The sequence below is a fragment of the Brevundimonas vesicularis genome, assembly GCF_900445985.1.
GTDB classification, from domain to species: Bacteria; Pseudomonadota; Alphaproteobacteria; order Caulobacterales; family Caulobacteraceae; genus Brevundimonas; species Brevundimonas vesicularis_D.
Genome location: NZ_UAQP01000014.1, coordinates 386,915 through 401,394 on the forward strand (window position 1 = coordinate 386,915; position 14,480 = coordinate 401,394).

Annotated in this window: 17 protein-coding genes; 4 read left to right on the top strand and 13 right to left on the bottom strand. The window is 67.1% G+C overall.

Annotated features, from left to right (window positions below; translation table 11 throughout):
- The first annotated feature begins 4 nt into the window (after positions 1-4).
- The 4 genes from DT343_RS10940 (at position 5) to DT343_RS10955 (ending at position 2,433) form a co-directional block, all read left to right on the top strand.
- Positions 5-400 (top strand): hypothetical protein, encoded by a 396-nt coding sequence (locus tag DT343_RS10940; RefSeq protein ID WP_112862925.1) that lies wholly within the window; start codon positions 5-7, stop codon positions 398-400.
- A complete protein-coding gene (locus DT343_RS10945; RefSeq protein WP_112862926.1) occupies positions 393-1,088 on the top strand; it encodes a glutathione S-transferase family protein in 696 nt (231 codons plus the stop codon). Before DT343_RS10940 ends, DT343_RS10945 begins: the two co-directional genes overlap by 8 nt.
- Before the next feature lie 82 nt (positions 1,089-1,170).
- Positions 1,171-2,094, top strand: a complete 924-nt coding sequence (locus tag DT343_RS10950) for a LysR family transcriptional regulator (protein WP_112862927.1) — start codon at positions 1,171-1,173, stop codon at positions 2,092-2,094.
- 30 nt (positions 2,095-2,124) lie between these two features.
- A complete protein-coding gene (locus DT343_RS10955) occupies positions 2,125-2,433 on the top strand; it encodes a hypothetical protein (RefSeq protein ID WP_112862928.1) in 309 nt (102 codons plus the stop codon).
- 15 nt (positions 2,434-2,448) lie between these two features.
- Here the strand turns inward: DT343_RS10955 and DT343_RS10960 are convergent, their stop codons facing one another.
- From DT343_RS10960 to DT343_RS11020, 13 genes are all read right to left on the bottom strand, one after another.
- Positions 2,449-2,673 carry a DUF2274 domain-containing protein gene (locus DT343_RS10960; protein WP_112862929.1) on the bottom strand — a complete coding sequence of 75 codons (225 nt, stop codon included), beginning with the start codon at positions 2,671-2,673 and terminating at the stop codon, positions 2,449-2,451.
- Positions 2,670-3,878: a TrbI/VirB10 family protein gene (locus DT343_RS10965; protein WP_112862930.1), complete on the bottom strand. Its 1,209-nt coding sequence runs from the start codon at positions 3,876-3,878 to the stop codon at positions 2,670-2,672. Before DT343_RS10965 ends, DT343_RS10960 begins: the two co-directional genes overlap by 4 nt.
- Positions 3,875-4,891: a P-type conjugative transfer protein TrbG gene (trbG, locus tag DT343_RS10970; protein WP_112862931.1), complete on the bottom strand. Its 1,017-nt coding sequence runs from the start codon at positions 4,889-4,891 to the stop codon at positions 3,875-3,877. The genes DT343_RS10965 and trbG overlap by 4 nt, the downstream gene beginning before the upstream one ends.
- Positions 4,888-5,571, bottom strand: a complete 684-nt coding sequence (gene trbF / locus DT343_RS10975; protein ID WP_112862932.1) for a conjugal transfer protein TrbF — start codon at positions 5,569-5,571, stop codon at positions 4,888-4,890. Before trbF ends, trbG begins: the two co-directional genes overlap by 4 nt.
- Positions 5,572-5,574: 3 nt before the next feature.
- The gene (trbL, locus tag DT343_RS10980) at positions 5,575-6,885 is read right to left on the bottom strand and encodes a P-type conjugative transfer protein TrbL (protein WP_112862933.1); all 1,311 of its coding nucleotides are present in this window, start codon (positions 6,883-6,885) and stop codon (positions 5,575-5,577) included.
- A 1-nt stretch (position 6,886) separates the two neighbouring features.
- Positions 6,887-7,189 (bottom strand): putative entry exclusion protein TrbK-alt, encoded by a 303-nt coding sequence (trbK-alt, locus tag DT343_RS10985; protein ID WP_112862934.1) that lies wholly within the window; start codon positions 7,187-7,189, stop codon positions 6,887-6,889.
- Positions 7,190-7,194: 5 nt separating this feature from the next.
- Positions 7,195-7,953, bottom strand: a complete 759-nt coding sequence (trbJ, locus tag DT343_RS10990) for a P-type conjugative transfer protein TrbJ (protein WP_112862935.1) — start codon at positions 7,951-7,953, stop codon at positions 7,195-7,197.
- Complete coding sequence (gene trbE / locus DT343_RS10995; protein ID WP_112862936.1) at positions 7,950-10,439, bottom strand: conjugal transfer protein TrbE; 2,490 nt, start codon at positions 10,437-10,439, stop codon at positions 7,950-7,952. The genes trbJ and trbE overlap by 4 nt, the downstream gene beginning before the upstream one ends.
- A complete protein-coding gene (locus DT343_RS11000; protein WP_112862937.1) occupies positions 10,436-10,717 on the bottom strand; it encodes a VirB3 family type IV secretion system protein in 282 nt (93 codons plus the stop codon). Before DT343_RS11000 ends, trbE begins: the two co-directional genes overlap by 4 nt.
- On the bottom strand, positions 10,714-11,013 hold the full coding sequence (locus DT343_RS11005; protein WP_224762098.1) for a TrbC/VirB2 family protein: 300 nt from the start codon (positions 11,011-11,013) through the stop codon (positions 10,714-10,716). The genes DT343_RS11000 and DT343_RS11005 overlap by 4 nt, the downstream gene beginning before the upstream one ends.
- A gap of 32 nt (positions 11,014-11,045) precedes the next feature.
- The gene (trbB, locus tag DT343_RS11010) at positions 11,046-11,984 is read right to left on the bottom strand and encodes a P-type conjugative transfer ATPase TrbB (protein WP_220116779.1); all 939 of its coding nucleotides are present in this window, start codon (positions 11,982-11,984) and stop codon (positions 11,046-11,048) included.
- Between the two features lie 372 nt (positions 11,985-12,356).
- A complete protein-coding gene (locus tag DT343_RS11015) occupies positions 12,357-13,976 on the bottom strand; it encodes a serine hydrolase domain-containing protein (RefSeq protein WP_112862939.1) in 1,620 nt (539 codons plus the stop codon).
- Between the two features lie 74 nt (positions 13,977-14,050).
- Positions 14,051-14,476, bottom strand: a complete 426-nt coding sequence (locus DT343_RS11020; protein WP_112862940.1) for a CopG family transcriptional regulator — start codon at positions 14,474-14,476, stop codon at positions 14,051-14,053.
- Positions 14,477-14,480 lie beyond the last annotated feature (4 nt).

Sequence of the window (14,480 nt, forward strand, 5' to 3'; positions counted from 1 at the left end):
GGAAATGGCTAACCAAAAGAGTGTCCTCATTGTTGGCGAGACACCAGAGAACATGGATTTCTCGGACCCGGCGATCCCCAAGGATCTGACCCCCGACAAAATCCGCGATGGGCTCGAGGCGTCCCTCAACGACCTTCGCGGCAAGGGGCATGTCGCCCGCCTCGTCTATCTCGACACCAAGGAGACTGCCCCTGCGCAGATGGCCGAGGCGCTTGGCTGGAACGCTTTCGACGTTATCGTCGTGGGTGCCGGCCTCAGGATTGTTCCAAAACAGACCGAGATGTTCGAGGTCGTGATGAACATCCTCCGAACGCAGGCGCCCCAGGCGAAGATCGCATTCAACCTGAGCCCGGACGACTCGGCGAAGGCGGCCGAGCGGCAGCTTTCCCACGATGACTGATGAGCGCAAGGACCGGGCCGACGCGCTCGCGCCGGCACGGGAGGGCGTCCTCACCCTTTACTGGGGCCCGGGAACCTGCGCGATTGGCATCCACATGCTGTTGGAGGAGCTTGGGCTGCCCTATCGGACGGTGAAGATAGACGTGCACGGCGGCGGCACCCACACGGAAAAGTTCCTCGCGATCAACCCGAAGGGCAAGGTGCCGACGCTCGTGCGCGAGGACGGGTCGGTGCTGACGGAGTTCGGGGCGATCGCCACATGGCTCGGGCTCGTCAACAAGGAGTCAGGTCTGCTTCCGCGCGATCCCGAAAGCAGCGCGCGCATCGCCGAGCTGATCAGCTATGTCGAAGGCACGATCCACGGACAGGGCTACGCGCGGATCATGCGACCTGATTTGTTCGAGCCACAGGACGCTCTGCATGTGAAGCTTGGACTTGGCCAATCAGCGGTTAGGCGCCAAGGGCGTCGGATCGTCGAGCAAGGTTTCGCCATCCTCGATCCGGAGATGTCGAAGAACGAATACGCGACTGGCGCTTCATTCACGATCGCCGATGCCGCCTTGTTCTATATCGAACGATGGGCGCCGCAGCACGGCGTTGAGCTGCCAAGCAATGTCGCCGACCATTTCGCGAGACTGAAAGCGCGCGCTTCTGTTCAGGTCGTTTTACAACAGTGGGGCGAGGAATGATCGCCATCTTGCGATCCCGCCGCCGGTTCTAAAAATCAAGTAACGGATCGGCTCTCAGCTATCGAAAGGTTAGACTGGGATAATGTCCTTCGACCTCCGCCAGCTTCGATACGCGATCGCGGCGGCTGACCACGGAAGCTTTTACCGGGCCGCTAGGGCGCTCGACGTCGAGCAATCGACGCTCAGCCGCGCCATCTTGAAGTTGGAGCGTTCGATCGGGATGCCGATCTTCGAGCGCTCGCGCGCAGGCGTCAGGATGACGCTAGCTGGAACCGCGTTCATTCGCGGCGCGAAGCCGATGGTAACAACAGCGGATAAGCTGGTAGCGATGATGCGGGCGGCGGGTCAGGGCCGCGCCGGTGGCCTAAGGCTCGGCCACAACAGCTCGGTTTCAGCCGGCAATCTGCGGGCCACGCTAGTAAGCTGGCGTGAGGCGCATCCTGACGTAGAAGTCGAATGTGTCGAAGCTGACCGCAGTGTCCTGCTCGCCGGCCTAGATACCGGCGAGGTTGATGTTGCGATATTCATGGGCGCGGCCGGCCATCACGGATTTCGGTGCGAACAGCTTTGGAGCGAGCGGATGCTTGCAGCGCTGCCCGCGACTCACCCGCTTGCGGAGAGTGGCGTGGTTCACTGGACGGATCTTCGAGACGAGCGGTTTTTGTTGCCGGCTTCCGATCCTGGGCCGGACATAAGAGACGTGCTGCTTGGCCGTTTGGCGGTCTCCGGCACGAAGCCCGATATCCGAATGCGCCAGGCGAGCCGCGAGACGGTGCTGAGCGTCCTCGGCGGCAGTTCGTGCGTCAGCATTGTATGCGAGGGTTCGACGGGAGCGCGCTATCCTGATGTCGTTTATCGCCCAATACACGGCGAACAGGGGCCGGCGTTGACGGGCTATTCGGGTTGCTGGCGCGACGACAACAGCAATCCCGCACTAAGGCGCTTCCTGGGATTCATCAAGGCACGCTATGCTCTGTCTTTCGATTTCTCACAGAGACTACACTAGAATAGCAAAGTAATTCTTGGAGTTGTTGCTATGTCGCGGGGCAACACGGTCATCATCGTGCTTGTAACTCTGCTTATCGGCTTCGGGGGTGGATTTGTCTTGCGGCCGGTCATTGTGCCAGCGCAACAGACCGCGCGTGTCGCTATCCCGTCGCCCATCGCTGCGCCATTACGCGATACGCGAAGCTCGCAATATTTCGTGGCGAACATCGACGTGGCGCGGCAGGTCGTGGCCGGATGTCGCGATGGCTCGGTGCGCGGCGGCGAATGCGCCACTGCCGAGGAGGCGATAATCAAGGTCGAGGCTCAAGAGCGCCGCAAGCGGTTCCTAGGCAATTGACGGCAAAGCGCCGACTCAGTCCTTCGCGGTGCCCCGGCGCCGGGAAAATCCCCGATCGCTCGCCATGAATTTTGCCAGCATGGGCGAGACGAGCTTCTCCGGAGAGATGGTTTTTCCGCCTGTTTCGGCCGCGAGCGCGGCAGCATAGGCGATAAGATCTCGGTGAACAGTCGCGGGCAGTTCAACCGTCAGCTTGACGGGTCGGTCGTCGGCCAACGGCCCCAGTTTCAATTTCGTCATCGCGTTGCTCCAATCGGGTCGAGCACAAGGTCGCGCGTGAGAACCACCCGCAGCGGATGCCCCGGCCGGATGGTGAGCGTTGGCTGCACGTTGAGCTGACGGCGTACGATCTGCTGGCCGGTCTGGTTGATGGTGTCCTGCGAGCCGCGCCGGAGGGCGCGCGTCAGGTCGTCCTCACTATCCGCGCCCAGCTCGGCGCCAACGCCCAACAGTGTTGAGACGGCCGCCGCCTTGAGGAGATTGCCCCAATGCTGGTTCACGCGGTCCTGTAGGCCCGCGAATCCGGCTCCGTCCGCACCGGGCTGGCGTTCGAGAACGATCGAGCGGCCGTCCGGCATGATGAGCCGGTCCCAGGCGAGCAGCACGCGGATCTGACCCGCGGCGATCTCGCTGTCATATTCGCCGATCAGCCGCGCGCCCTGCGGAATGAGAAGGATGCGCCCCGTGGGGCTGTCATAGACATTGGCCGTCACCTGGGCGGTGATCTGGCCGGGCAGGTCCGAACGTACGCCGGTGATGAGCGCGGCCGGGATGATGCTTCCGGCCTGTACGATGTTTGGCGACGCCGGGGCCGTCAGCCGCTCGACGCTGACCGTGCGCTGGTTGGACGCCTGCGCCATGAAGGCGCGCTTGGCGGCCTGGTCGCTTTGCGCCGCTGCATCGGCCGTCACCGGAGGCGCCGGGTTCGGCGCTGCGAGGTCGAGGGAAGTCGGGGCCGCCGGTGACGCCGCGCCCCCGCTGCTGCCGAGGAAGACCGAACTGGTCCGCGCCGCGTCGCGCTCTTGTTGCGCGCGCTGGCGGGCGGCCTCGGCGGCCTGAACCCGGGGATCGGGTTGACCTGGCTGCGCGCCGATCGGCGGCACGGGAACGTCCTCGCCGCGCTGCTGCGCCGACACGATCGGGCGGCCGAGGTCGCCGGGGAGCGGCGGGCCGAGCCGGGGCGCCTGCGCATAGTCCCTCGGCCCGGAGGTGATGGTCTCGGCCGTGGCCCTGCTGTCGGTGTTGTAGAGTTCCTGCGTGGTCATCTCGCCGGGCGGCCGCAGCGCATAAATCAGCGAGCCGCCGATCCCGAGGCCGGCGGCAACGCCGACGACGGCAAGCGCCTTGCGCGACAGGCGCATGACGCGCGGCGGGTCTCCGCGAAGCTGGAAGGCTTGCGGATCGGAGTGCGGCGCGGCGGGCGGGGTGTCTACGGGCTCGCTCACGGCCGCCCCCGCCGTTCATCGTCGCGCACGATGCGGACGCGCTGTTCGCTGCGCCGATCGCCCAGGCGCAGCTCGGCGGCCGCGAACAGCCGGTCCACCACCAAGTAGCGGCCCTGCACGCGGTAATTGACCAGTTCGGCGTCGCCACGCGCGCCGGTCACGAACAGGGGCGGCATCTCGCCCTGCGAGATCCCGGCGGGAAACTCGATGAAAACCTGCCGTCCGTCGTCGAACGCGCGGGCCGGTGTCCACGGAACGCGGTCGCCTTCGATCCGGTAACGGAAATTGAGCGCCGTCACGTCCACGCCGGTCGCGGCCGGCGCAGCGGCAGCAGCCGCCGCGTTGCGGCCTTGCAAGGCGATGAGCTGGTCCTGCGGATAGGTCCAGGACACCGACGCCATGTAGGTCGTCGGCGTCGCGCGCAGTTCCAGATGATAGGTGCGCCGGTCGGTGTTGATGACGAGGTTGGTGGCAAGGTCGGGCCGGGTCGGCTTGACGAGGATATGGACGCGCGCGGTCGCGCCGCTGCCGCTCACCGTGTCGCCGATGATCCACCGCACCGTGTCGCCGGCCGCGACCGGCCCCGGCCCGACGAGCTGCTCGCCTTCCTGCAAGGCGATGTCCGTCACCTGGCCGGGCGCGGTATAGACTTGATAGAGCGCGCCTTCGGTCCACGGATATTGCTGGATGGCGTTGAGGAAGCCGTCGCGCACCGGCTGGATGCGCGCGGCGTCGTTGGCGTCGCCGACCCGGCGGCGCGGATCGGCGGGCTCCGCCGGCCGCGGACCTTCCGTCACCGGCTTCAACTGGCCGGGCAGCGGCAACGGCTCGGGGATTGTGACGATCTCGACCGCGCGGGGCGGCTCGGCCGCGGGCGTCGCCACGATCGCCGGGGGCGGATCGTCCAAAGCGATCACGGGCGGCCTGGCCGACGTGGTGGCGCAGCCGGCAAGCGCGGATGCGGAGACGAACAGCGCGGCCGTGGCCGCGCGGCGGATGGGTATGCCGGTCATTGCGACAGCTCCTTCGACCAGTTGAGGGCATTGACGAAGACGCCGAGCGGATTCTTGCGCAGGGCGTCCGGGGTGCGGGGTGGCTGGACGACGATGGTGAGGATCGCGGACCAGCGTTCGGTGGCGGCAAGGCTGCCGTCCTGATAGCGGCGCTCGGTCCAGGCGACGCGGAAGCTGTCCGGCGACGCGCGGATGACGCTCGACACGTCCACCGCAACCTGCACCCGGCCGACATTGGCGAAGGGGTCGTTGGCGCGCGCATGATCGTTGAGTGCCATCGCGCCGCGATCGGTCGTGAAATCGTAGGCCCGCAGCCAGTTCTGACGGACAATGACCGGATCGGCCGGGATCGCGCGGACCTGCTCGATGAAGCGGGCGAGGTGGAACGCGATCTGCGGATCTGTCGGTCGGTAGCCGGCTTCGGCCGGCGCAACCGCTTGGGCCTCGCCCAACCGATCGACTTGAACGACCCACGGGACGATATGGCCGCGCGTCGATTGCCAGACGAGGCCGCCGGCCAAGCCGCCCGAAAGCGCGAGCGTCCCGAAGAAGGCGAGCCGCCAGTTCTTCGCCTGCACGCGCGCCGAGCCGATGCGGTCGTCCCATGCCTGCGCCGCGCGCTGATAGGGTGTGGCCGGCTCGGTCGTCTGGCCGTAGCGGATGCTCGGTCGCTTGAACATGGATCAATCCTTCTGGCTGGTATCGACGGACGCGCCGCTGCCACCGCCGTCGCCGGAGCGCAGCGTGTGGGCGGCGATGGTCGCGCCGTGGGTCATGGTCTGGCGGTTCTTCATCGCGGACGCCCAGGCGGGCGCTCCGGCCGGCGCGTCCGGCGACGGCGCGGAGCCGCCGCCTGAAACGGTCCCGCCCGTTGCGGTGACGGCGGCGCGGCCGCCCGAGCGATAGCTGCCCTTGAGCGAGGCGGCCGCCTTGCGAAGCGGCGACATGGCTGCGCCGACGGCGGCCTGGCCGACGCCAGCAGCGCCGCCGGCAACGGCGGCAGCGCCGGTCTTGCCGGCCGAACCGAGTGCATAGGCGCTGTTGGCGGCGCCCGAAGTGAAGGCAGCGCCGCGCGCTGCGCCGCCTACTGCACCCGCCGCCGCGCCGACGCCGAGGCGGGCGGCAGCGGCGCCACCGGCAAGCGCGCCGCCGGCTGCGAGCACGGTTCCCGCCGCAGCCCCTGCGCCAAGCGCCGGGCCGCCGGAGACGATGCCATTGGCGATCGACGGGCCGAAGATACCAAGGCCGAGAAGACACAGCGAGGCAAGCGCGACGGCCATCGCGTCCTCGATGCTCGGCTGCGCGCCGCCGAAACCGGCGCGGAACTCATCGAACAAGGTCGAGCCGATGCCGACGATGACGGCGAGCACCAGCACCTTGATGCCCGACGAGATCACCAGCCCCAGCACGCGCTCGGCCATGAAGGCGGTCTTGCCGAACAGGCCGAACGGAATAAGGACGAAGCCGGCGAGCGTCGCCAGCTTGAACTCGATCAGCGTCACGAAAAGCTGGATCGCCAGAATGAAGAAGGCGAGGATGACCAGCACCCAGGCGATCAGCAGCACCGCGATCTGGATGAAGTTCTCGAAGAATGCGACCCAGCCCATCAAGTCTGAAATGGATTCTAGGATCGGCTGACCAGCCTCCAGCCCAACTTGGGCGACGCGGCCCGGCTGGAGCAGTTCGGCGGCCGTAAAGCCGGTGCCCGACGCTTTGAGGCCGAGCCCGGCGAAGCTCTCGAAGACGATCCGCGCAAGGCTGTTCCAGTTTCCGATGATGTAGGCGAAGACGCCGACGAAAAGGGTTTTCTTGACGAGGCGGGCGATGATGTCGTCGCCTTCACCCCACGTCCAGAACAGCGCGGCCAGGGTCACGTCGATGACGATCAGGGTGGTGGCGATGAACGCCACCTCACCGCCGAGCAGGCCGAACCCGCTGTCGATGTAGCGGGTGAAGACATCCAGAAAGCGATCGACGACGCCGGTGCCACCCATATCAATTCTCCTGTGCCGACGTGTCGTCGGCGATACGGGCGGCAGGGCGCGCGCCGGGTGCGAGGAACCGGTGACGGTTCTCGCCCCAGGCGCGCAGGCAGTCGGGGTCGCTCGCTCCGGCCGCGCCGATCGACTGGCAGCGGCGCAGCTCGATCAGCAGCGGGTCCGTCGCCGATGTCTCGACGACGGCCGGCGGCTCCGCGCGCGGGAGCTCGGGCGGACGGCTCATCTCGATCGCCGTCATCGTGATGGCGATGGCGATGAAGATGACGGCGCCGATGCGCGCGAGGAGCTTGGTGTCCACGGGCGTCAGTCGTGGAACATGCGGGCGTTGCCCGGCTGATAGCCGGTGGACCGTATCAGGAAGCGGCGGAGCCGTTCGCGGCCCTCGGCTTCGACGGCCGCGTGGCGCGCCGAGTCCAGCGCCTGCGCCCGGCCCTGCGCGGCGAGCAGCGCCGTGAGGTCCGCGAGCTGCTGCGATTGCAGCGCGAGAAGCTGATTGCCCGCCTGTGCGGCCTGGAGCGCGCCGGTCGCCGACTGGCTGGACGTGACAAGGCCGTCCATCGTCGTGCGCGCGCCCTCGATGTTGCCGACGACGCCGGCTTGGACGCGCAGCGCGTCCTCGAACGCGCTGACGCTATCCGCCCAACGCGCATTGGCGTTGGCGACCATCTGCGCGTGGGTGCCGGTCAGCGCCGCGCCCTTGTAGCGGCCGTTGAACACCTGCTGGACGTTCTGCACATCATAAGCGATGCGCTGTGCCTCGCCGAGAAGCTGCTGGGTGCGCTGCACCTGCTGCTGCAATGTTGCAAGCGAGCTAAACGGCAGCGAAGCCAGGTTGCGCGCCTCGTTGATGAGGCTGGTCGCCTGCTGCTGAATTTGCTGAATCTGGTTATTGACCTGCTGGAGCGACCGCGCGGCCGTCAGCACGTTCTGCGCATAGTTGGTCGGGTCATAGACGATCCCGCCGAACTGAGCGTGCGCCGGCGTGGCGGCGGTAATGCCAATCATGCTCGACGTGGCGATGGCGCCGGCCAGCATGGCGCGGCGCAGGATATTGGGTTTCATGGGGTCGTGTCCTTCAAGGCAAGGTGGAGCTGGCCGGCATCTTCCCGGCGACCGGCCAGCGGATCGGGTTGGGGTTCGGGAAGAAGATCGACCGCCCAGGCTAGGCCGCGATGGCGCAGCCATTCGGCGGCGAAGCGCTCGCGGCCGTGGGTCTCGACCAGCTCGGCCATGCGGAGCTGATCGGTCTTGGAAGACGCGGCGGCGAAGGCCAACGCGACCTCGCCCAGCCCCAGCTCGAACAGCCGGTTGCCGCGCCGCGACTGGCAGTAATAGTCGCGCTTGGGCGTGGCCCGGTTGAGGATTTCGATCTGGCGGGCGTTGAGTCCGAAGCGCTCGTAGATGGCGGCGATCTGCGGCTCGGCCGCGCGCTCGTTCGGCAGGAAGATGCGCGTCGGGCAGCTCTCGATGATGGCCGGCGCGATGTTCGAGGTTTCGATGTCGGCGAGGCTCTGCGTGGCGAACACCACGCTGGCGTTCTTCTTGCGCAGAGTTTTCAGCCATTCGCGGAGCTGCGCGGCGAAGTCCGGGCTGTCGAGGACCAGCCAGCCCTCGTCGATGATGATGAGCGTGGGGGAGCCGTCCAGCCGGCCTTCGATCCGGTGGAACAGATAAGACAGGACGGCGGCGGCCGATCCGGCGCCGACCAAGCCTTCGGTCTCGAACGCCTGCACCGACGCCTCGCCGATACGCTCGGCCTCCGCGTCGAGCAAACGGCCCCACGGCCCGCCGACGCAGTAGGAGGCGAGCGCCTGTTTGAGCTGCTGCGATTGCAACAGCACGGCCAACCCGGTCAGTGTGCGCTCGTCAATCGGCGCGGACGCGAGTGAGCCGAGCGCCGACCATAGGTGCTCCTTGGCCTGGGGATCGACCGCGACGCCCTCGGACACGAGGATCGCCGCCAGCCATTCCGCCGCCCAAGCGCGTTCGGCCGGATCGTCAATCCGTGCCAGCGGCTGGAGCTGCACGCCGTCGCCGGCCTGGTCGGCGAGCATTCCGCCGAGATCCTGCCAGTCGCCGCCCATGCCGATCGCAGCGGCGCGGATGCTGCCGCCGAAGTCGAAGGCGAAGACCTGGGCCCGTTCGTAGCGGCGGAACTGCATCGCCATCAGCGCAAGCAGCACCGACTTGCCGGCCCCGGTCGGGCCGACGATCAGCGTGTGGCCGACATCGCCGACGTGAAGGGAAAACCGGAACGGGGTCGAGCCTTCGGTCTTGCCATAGAGCAAGGGGGGCGCACCGAAATGCTCGTCCCGTTCCGGCCCCGCCCATACTGCTGACAGGGGGATCAGGTGGGCGAGATTGATGGTGGAAATCGGGGGTTGCCGGACGTTGGCGTAGGTGTGGCCGGGGAGGCTCCCCAGCCATGCTTCGATCGCGTTCATGCCCTCGGAAAGACACGTGAAGTCGCGGCCCTGAATGACCTTCTCGACCAGCCGCAGCTTCTCCGCCGCGATGGCGGGATCACGATCCCGCACGGTCACCGTCGCGGTGACATAGGCCATGCCGGCATAATCGGCGCCCAACTCCTGCAGGGCGGTGTCGGCGTCGGCGGCCTTGTTCGAGGCGTCGCTGTCGAGCAGCGTCGAAGCCTCGTTGGTCATCACTTCCTTGAGGATCGCGGCGACCGACTTGCGCTTGGCGAACCACTGGCGGCGGATGCGGGTGAGCAGCTTGGTCGCGTCGGTCTTGTCGAGCATGATCGCGCGGGTGGACCAGCGATACTCGAAGGCGAGCCGGTTCAACTCGTCGAGCAGGCCGGGGAACGTCACGCTCGGGAACCCGACGATGGTGAGCGTGCGCAGGTGATGCTCGCCCAGGCACGGCTCCAGCCCGCCGGTTAGCGGCTCGTCTGCCAAGAGCGCGTCGAGGTGCATCGGGGTTTCGGGGACGCGGACGCGCTGGCGGCGTGTCGAGACGGTCGAGTGGAGGTATGTCAGCGTCTCGCCGTCATCGAGCCAGCGGACCTCGGGCATGAAGCTTTCGACCAGGTTCAACACGCGGTCGCTGCGATCGGTGAAGCCTTTGAGCAGCTCCCACGGATCGACGCCGGAGGTTGACCGGCCCTCGTAGAGCCAGCCTTCGGCGCGTGCGGCTTCCTCGGCCGGCGGCATCCACAGCAGCGTGAGGAAATAGCGGCTCTCGAAATGCGCCCCTTCCTCGCGGAATTGTTCGCGCCGCTCCATATCGACCAGCGCCGACACTGGATCGGGGAAGGCCGCGTCCGGATAGTCGAGCGCGGGCGTGCGCTGCGCCTCGACGAAGATCGCCCAGCCGGAGCCGAGCCGGCGGAGCGCGTTGTTCAACCTTGCCGTGGTGGCTACCAGCTCGGCGGGCGTCGCGCTGTCGAGATCGGGACCGCGGAACCGGGCGGTGCGCTGGAACGACCCGTCCTTGTTGAGCACGACGCCTTCGCCGACGAGCGCGGCCCAGGGCAGGAAGTCGGCCAGGTGCGCCGCCTTGTTGCGGTATTCGCGCAAACTCATCATGGCCGCATCCAAGTCGGGTAGCGGAGGTGGCGCCGGGCCACGTCCACGAATTGCGGGTCGCGACGGGCGGCCCACACGGACAGCCCGTGGCCGACGGCCCAGATGACCAGGCCGGCGATCCAGAGGCGCAGGCCGAGGCCGATCGCGCCCGCCAGCGTTCCGTTGACAATGGCGAGCGAGCGCGGGGCGCCGCCGAGCAATATCTGCTCGGTCAGCGCCCGGTGGACCGGGGCGAAGTAGCCCGCGATCGGTTCGCCCTGATCGGCCGCACCGTTCATGCGATCAGCGCCCCGCCGCCGAACGAGAAGAACGACAGGAAGAAGGAGCTGGCGGCGAACGCGATCGACAGGCCGAACACGATCTGGATCAGCCGGCGCGAGCCGCCCGACGTGTCTCCGAACGCCAGCGTCAGACCCGTCACGATGATGATGATGACGGCGATGATCTTCGCCACGGGCCCCTCGATGCTTTCGAGGATCGACTGGAGCGGCGCTTCCCACGGCATCGACGAGCCGCCGGCGTGGGCCGGAACGGCGAAGGTCAGCGCGATCACGCTGGCGGTGGCGGTGAGCATGGCGCGGCGTGCGCCATGCCGAAGGGCATGGATCATGGCAGGTCTCCGGGTTGGGGGTTGGTGAGCGGTGCGAGGCGGTAGTCGCCGGTCGCCGGGTCGAGCCCTTCGACGCGGGCCAGCTCGGTCAGCCGGCGTCCGTGCGCGTCGCGGACCAGAACGGCGATCAGGTCGATGGTCTCGGCGATCAGCGCGCGCGGGACCGTGAGGACGGCCTCCTGGATGAGCTGCTCCATGCGGCGCAGCGCCCCGAGCGCGGTGCCGGCGTGGATCGTGCCGACACCGCCGGGGTGCCCGGTGCCCCAGGCTTTGATGAGGTCGAGCGCCTCGGCGCCACGCACCTCGCCGATCGGGATGCGGTCGGGGCGCAGGCGAAGCGACGAGCGGACCAGTTCGGACAGCGAGACGACGCCATCCTTGGTCCGCATGGCGACGAGGTTCGGCGCGGCGCATTGCAGCTCGCGCGTATCTTCGATCAGGACGATGCGGTCGGTGGTCTTGGCGACTTCGGCCAAGAGAGCGTTGACCAGCGTGGTCTTGCCCGCACCGGTGCCGCCGGCGACGAGGATGTTGGCGCGGGTCTCGACGCCGTGGCGCAACGCCTCGGCCATTGCCGCCGACATGATTCCCGCTGCCGCATAGTCGTCGAGCGTGAACACCGCGATGGCGGGCTTGCGGATCGCAAAGGCCGGCGCGACGACCACGGGCGGAAGCAGGCCCTCGAACCGCTCGCCGCCTTCGGGCAGTTCGGCCGAGACGCGCGGGGAGCGGGCATGAACCTCGACGCCGACATGATGCGCGACGAGACGGACGATGCGCTCGCCGTCCGCGGCGGACAGCAGTTCTCCGGTGTCGCTTATCCCGTGGCTAAGCCGATCGAGCCACAGCCGTCCGTCGGGGTTCAGCATCACCTCGATGACGGCCGGGTCGTCGAGCCAGGCCGCGATCGCCGGCCCGAGCGCGGTGCGCAGCATCCGTGCGCTGCGTGATTTTGCCTCGGATCGGATCGGCTGGACGGTCAAGACTTGGCCCCTGCAATGGACCGGGCGAACCGCCGCCCGGCGTCAGGAGCACATCAAGAGAGCCAGAAACTCGGCCGCCGCAACAGCGAGTTGAAGGCGTAGTAGCGAGGGCGGTATATACTTGCTGACTGCGGCCTCGCCCGAATCCGATTACCTGTCAGCCGGCTCTGCCACGCGGGGGCTTAGCAATTCAGGATCAATCCCGGCCGAGGACCTGCCAGCCGATTCGGAACGGCAAAGATTGGTGGAAGCGGAAGGTCCGCTCCGGCTAATCGGATTTCGCCAGCCGTCGGCCCCGCTTGGTCTTGGCAGCTGCGACGCTCGTCAGTGGCGAGATAGATCGAGCTTGGCGAAGCTGAGGGCCGGCGTCCTCGACGTCCGGATTTCGAGCGCCGAAACCGCGCCCGTCGACGATCGCCGCACCCGCACCCGCCACGACCCTGCCGCGAAGAGGTCAGCGGTCAAAGGTTCTAGGGGCACCGCCGTGCGATCGGGTGCGATGAGCGCGATCGTGCCGCCCGCGTCAGGCTCCACCGAATAAGTGCTTCGTAACACGTCGCTCCGGTATTGGCCCACAAGCGCATGCAACGCTGCCGGCAACGGCGCTACCGGGGTGAAGCGGTCAAGGAGGACCGGCCGGCTTGATTGGAACCGGGCCTCCAGTCTGCCCCGATCCGCGGCGGGCCACGTCAGCCGGAGGGTGTCGGTCGACGGACCTGCCGTGAACACGCCCGGTTCAACCGCGTGCAAACGCCCCCAACCGACCAACTGGAGATGCCCGTCGACATCCGCGATGCGCATCTGCTCGCCGTTCGGCGAGACATAGGCTCCCAGCAGCGGCCCGTGGCGATCTGTGGGGACGTCGGGCGCCGGTGGCAGGAGCGATCCCCCAAGAAACAGATCTGCAAGCTCCTCGGCCAGCACCTCTGCATCGACGTCGTTGCGGTTGCACATAAGCGCGACCGCGTGACCCGTTTCAGGGAAGCGCACAAATTCCACATTGGCGCGACCGGTGTGGCGAAGGGTACGCCTCCCACGATAGTTGCCCACGAAAAGTCCCGCGCCGTAGGTGACGCTTTCCCCCGAGTTCAGGCGGCCGGCAGCCTCCATCCTCGGGAGATAGGGCGCCAGCACACTGCTCCCGCTCGTCAGCGCGGCGTTATAGCGCCCCAGATCACGGATCGTGCTGCGGACCCCCCAAGCGCCCGGAGCATCCCGACCGCGCCACTCGCCGTCGCGGGGGCCGTCATTGTCGATCTCGTAATAGGTCGCTCTTGTCGAAGAGGGTCGGCTTGCATCGATGACCGCCGTATCGGTCATCGCCAGAGGCGCGAAGATGCGGGTTTCGAGGAACGAAGCGAAGGTGGTTCCACTCACTGCCGCGACCACGTCCGCAAGCAGCAGGTAGCCCGTATTGCTGTAGGCAAAATCGTCGCCGGGCGCGAACACCGGCGGCACGCTGCTGGCCAGCTCCAGCGCGTTCTGACGAGTGAGCTCCGCAAGCGCGGGCGCCTGCGCTATGCGGGCGAGCTGAATATAATCTGCGACGCCGCTGGTATGCCGTAGCAGGTGGTCGAGGGTGATCCCCTCATATCGCGCGGGCAGACTTGGCAGGTGCTTACGGACCAGATCAGTGCGCGAGAGGCGGCCATCCGCCTCTAGCATGATAATGGCAAGTGCGGTGAACTGCTTGGCCGCCGAACCCAACTCGAACTTCGTGTCGGGAGTGATCGGCGCACCCCAAGCGAGATCGGCGGCGCCGTAGCCCTTGGCAAGCACAGTCCGATCGCGCTCGAAAAGCCCCACGGCGCAGCCGGGAACACCGGGGCGAGAATAGTCAACGAACAGCGTATCGACATCTTCCTGAAGAGAGCGCGCGTGAGCCGAACTCTCGAAGGTGATTGCGCCCGCCAGGAGCAGTATGCGGATCATGATACTGAACATCCGGCAGATCCTCGGATCGATCGTTATCGGTTCATGCCACAGGTTGTTGCGTCAAACCGAACGGATCGCAATCGTCATTCTGGCTCGCCGGCGGCCTTCGGCCAAACGTCCTCGGGGATTTCGTCAATGAGACTCCTGCCGCTCGCGTAGCGTCTGCCGAGCGTTTCGACGAAGCCCTCATAGCGCTTACGGCCCTTCACCTGCGCTGCCGCCTGATCCTCGTCCGGCAACGGCGGCGTCACCGATAGCCAGAAGCGCACGAACAATGTCAGCGCCTCGGTTGTCAGGCCGGTGTTACGCTCCAGCCGTTGTACCTGCCGCGAAAGCCGATCGAGCCGGCGTGCGAACGCCGCCTCCATCCGATCCGCGCCGTCCGGCGACAGGTAGGACGCCACCGCCGCCTCGACGATCGCGGAGCGTGAGATGCGCCGTCGGATCGCCAGTTCGTCGACCTGCTTGGCGAGCGCAGGTGGAAAATAGACGTTGAGCCGGGTTCGCATGATC

What these genes read in the sequence shown, in the direction of transcription:
- trbE (WP_112862936.1), bottom strand. Translation starts at nt 10,439, where the DNA reads ATGATGAGTTTGCGCGAATACCGCAACAAGGCGGCGCACCTGGCCGAC.
- DT343_RS10955 (WP_112862928.1), top strand. Translation starts at nt 2,125, where the DNA reads ATGTCGCGGGGCAACACGGTCATCATCGTGCTTGTAACTCTGCTTATC.
- DT343_RS10940 (WP_112862925.1), top strand. Translation starts at nt 5, where the DNA reads ATGGCTAACCAAAAGAGTGTCCTCATTGTTGGCGAGACACCAGAGAAC.
- trbL (WP_112862933.1), bottom strand. Translation starts at nt 6,885, where the DNA reads ATGGGTGGCACCGGCGTCGTCGATCGCTTTCTGGATGTCTTCACCCGC.
- DT343_RS11015 (WP_112862939.1), bottom strand. Translation starts at nt 13,976, where the DNA reads ATGTTCAGTATCATGATCCGCATACTGCTCCTGGCGGGCGCAATCACC.
- trbG (WP_112862931.1), bottom strand. Translation starts at nt 4,891, where the DNA reads ATGACCGGCATACCCATCCGCCGCGCGGCCACGGCCGCGCTGTTCGTC.
- trbB (WP_220116779.1), bottom strand. Translation starts at nt 11,984, where the DNA reads ATGCTGCGCACCGCGCTCGGGCCGGCGATCGCGGCCTGGCTCGACGAC.
- DT343_RS11000 (WP_112862937.1), bottom strand. Translation starts at nt 10,717, where the DNA reads ATGAACGGTGCGGCCGATCAGGGCGAACCGATCGCGGGCTACTTCGCC.
- trbF (WP_112862932.1), bottom strand. Translation starts at nt 5,571, where the DNA reads ATGTTCAAGCGACCGAGCATCCGCTACGGCCAGACGACCGAGCCGGCC.
- DT343_RS11005 (WP_224762098.1), bottom strand. Translation starts at nt 11,013, where the DNA reads ATGCTCACCGCCACCGCCAGCGTGATCGCGCTGACCTTCGCCGTTCCG.
- DT343_RS10945 (WP_112862926.1), top strand. Translation starts at nt 393, where the DNA reads ATGACTGATGAGCGCAAGGACCGGGCCGACGCGCTCGCGCCGGCACGG.
- trbJ (WP_112862935.1), bottom strand. Translation starts at nt 7,953, where the DNA reads ATGAAACCCAATATCCTGCGCCGCGCCATGCTGGCCGGCGCCATCGCC.
- DT343_RS10950 (WP_112862927.1), top strand. Translation starts at nt 1,171, where the DNA reads ATGTCCTTCGACCTCCGCCAGCTTCGATACGCGATCGCGGCGGCTGAC.
- DT343_RS10960 (WP_112862929.1), bottom strand. Translation starts at nt 2,673, where the DNA reads ATGACGAAATTGAAACTGGGGCCGTTGGCCGACGACCGACCCGTCAAG.
- DT343_RS11020 (WP_112862940.1), bottom strand. Translation starts at nt 14,476, where the DNA reads ATGCGAACCCGGCTCAACGTCTATTTTCCACCTGCGCTCGCCAAGCAG.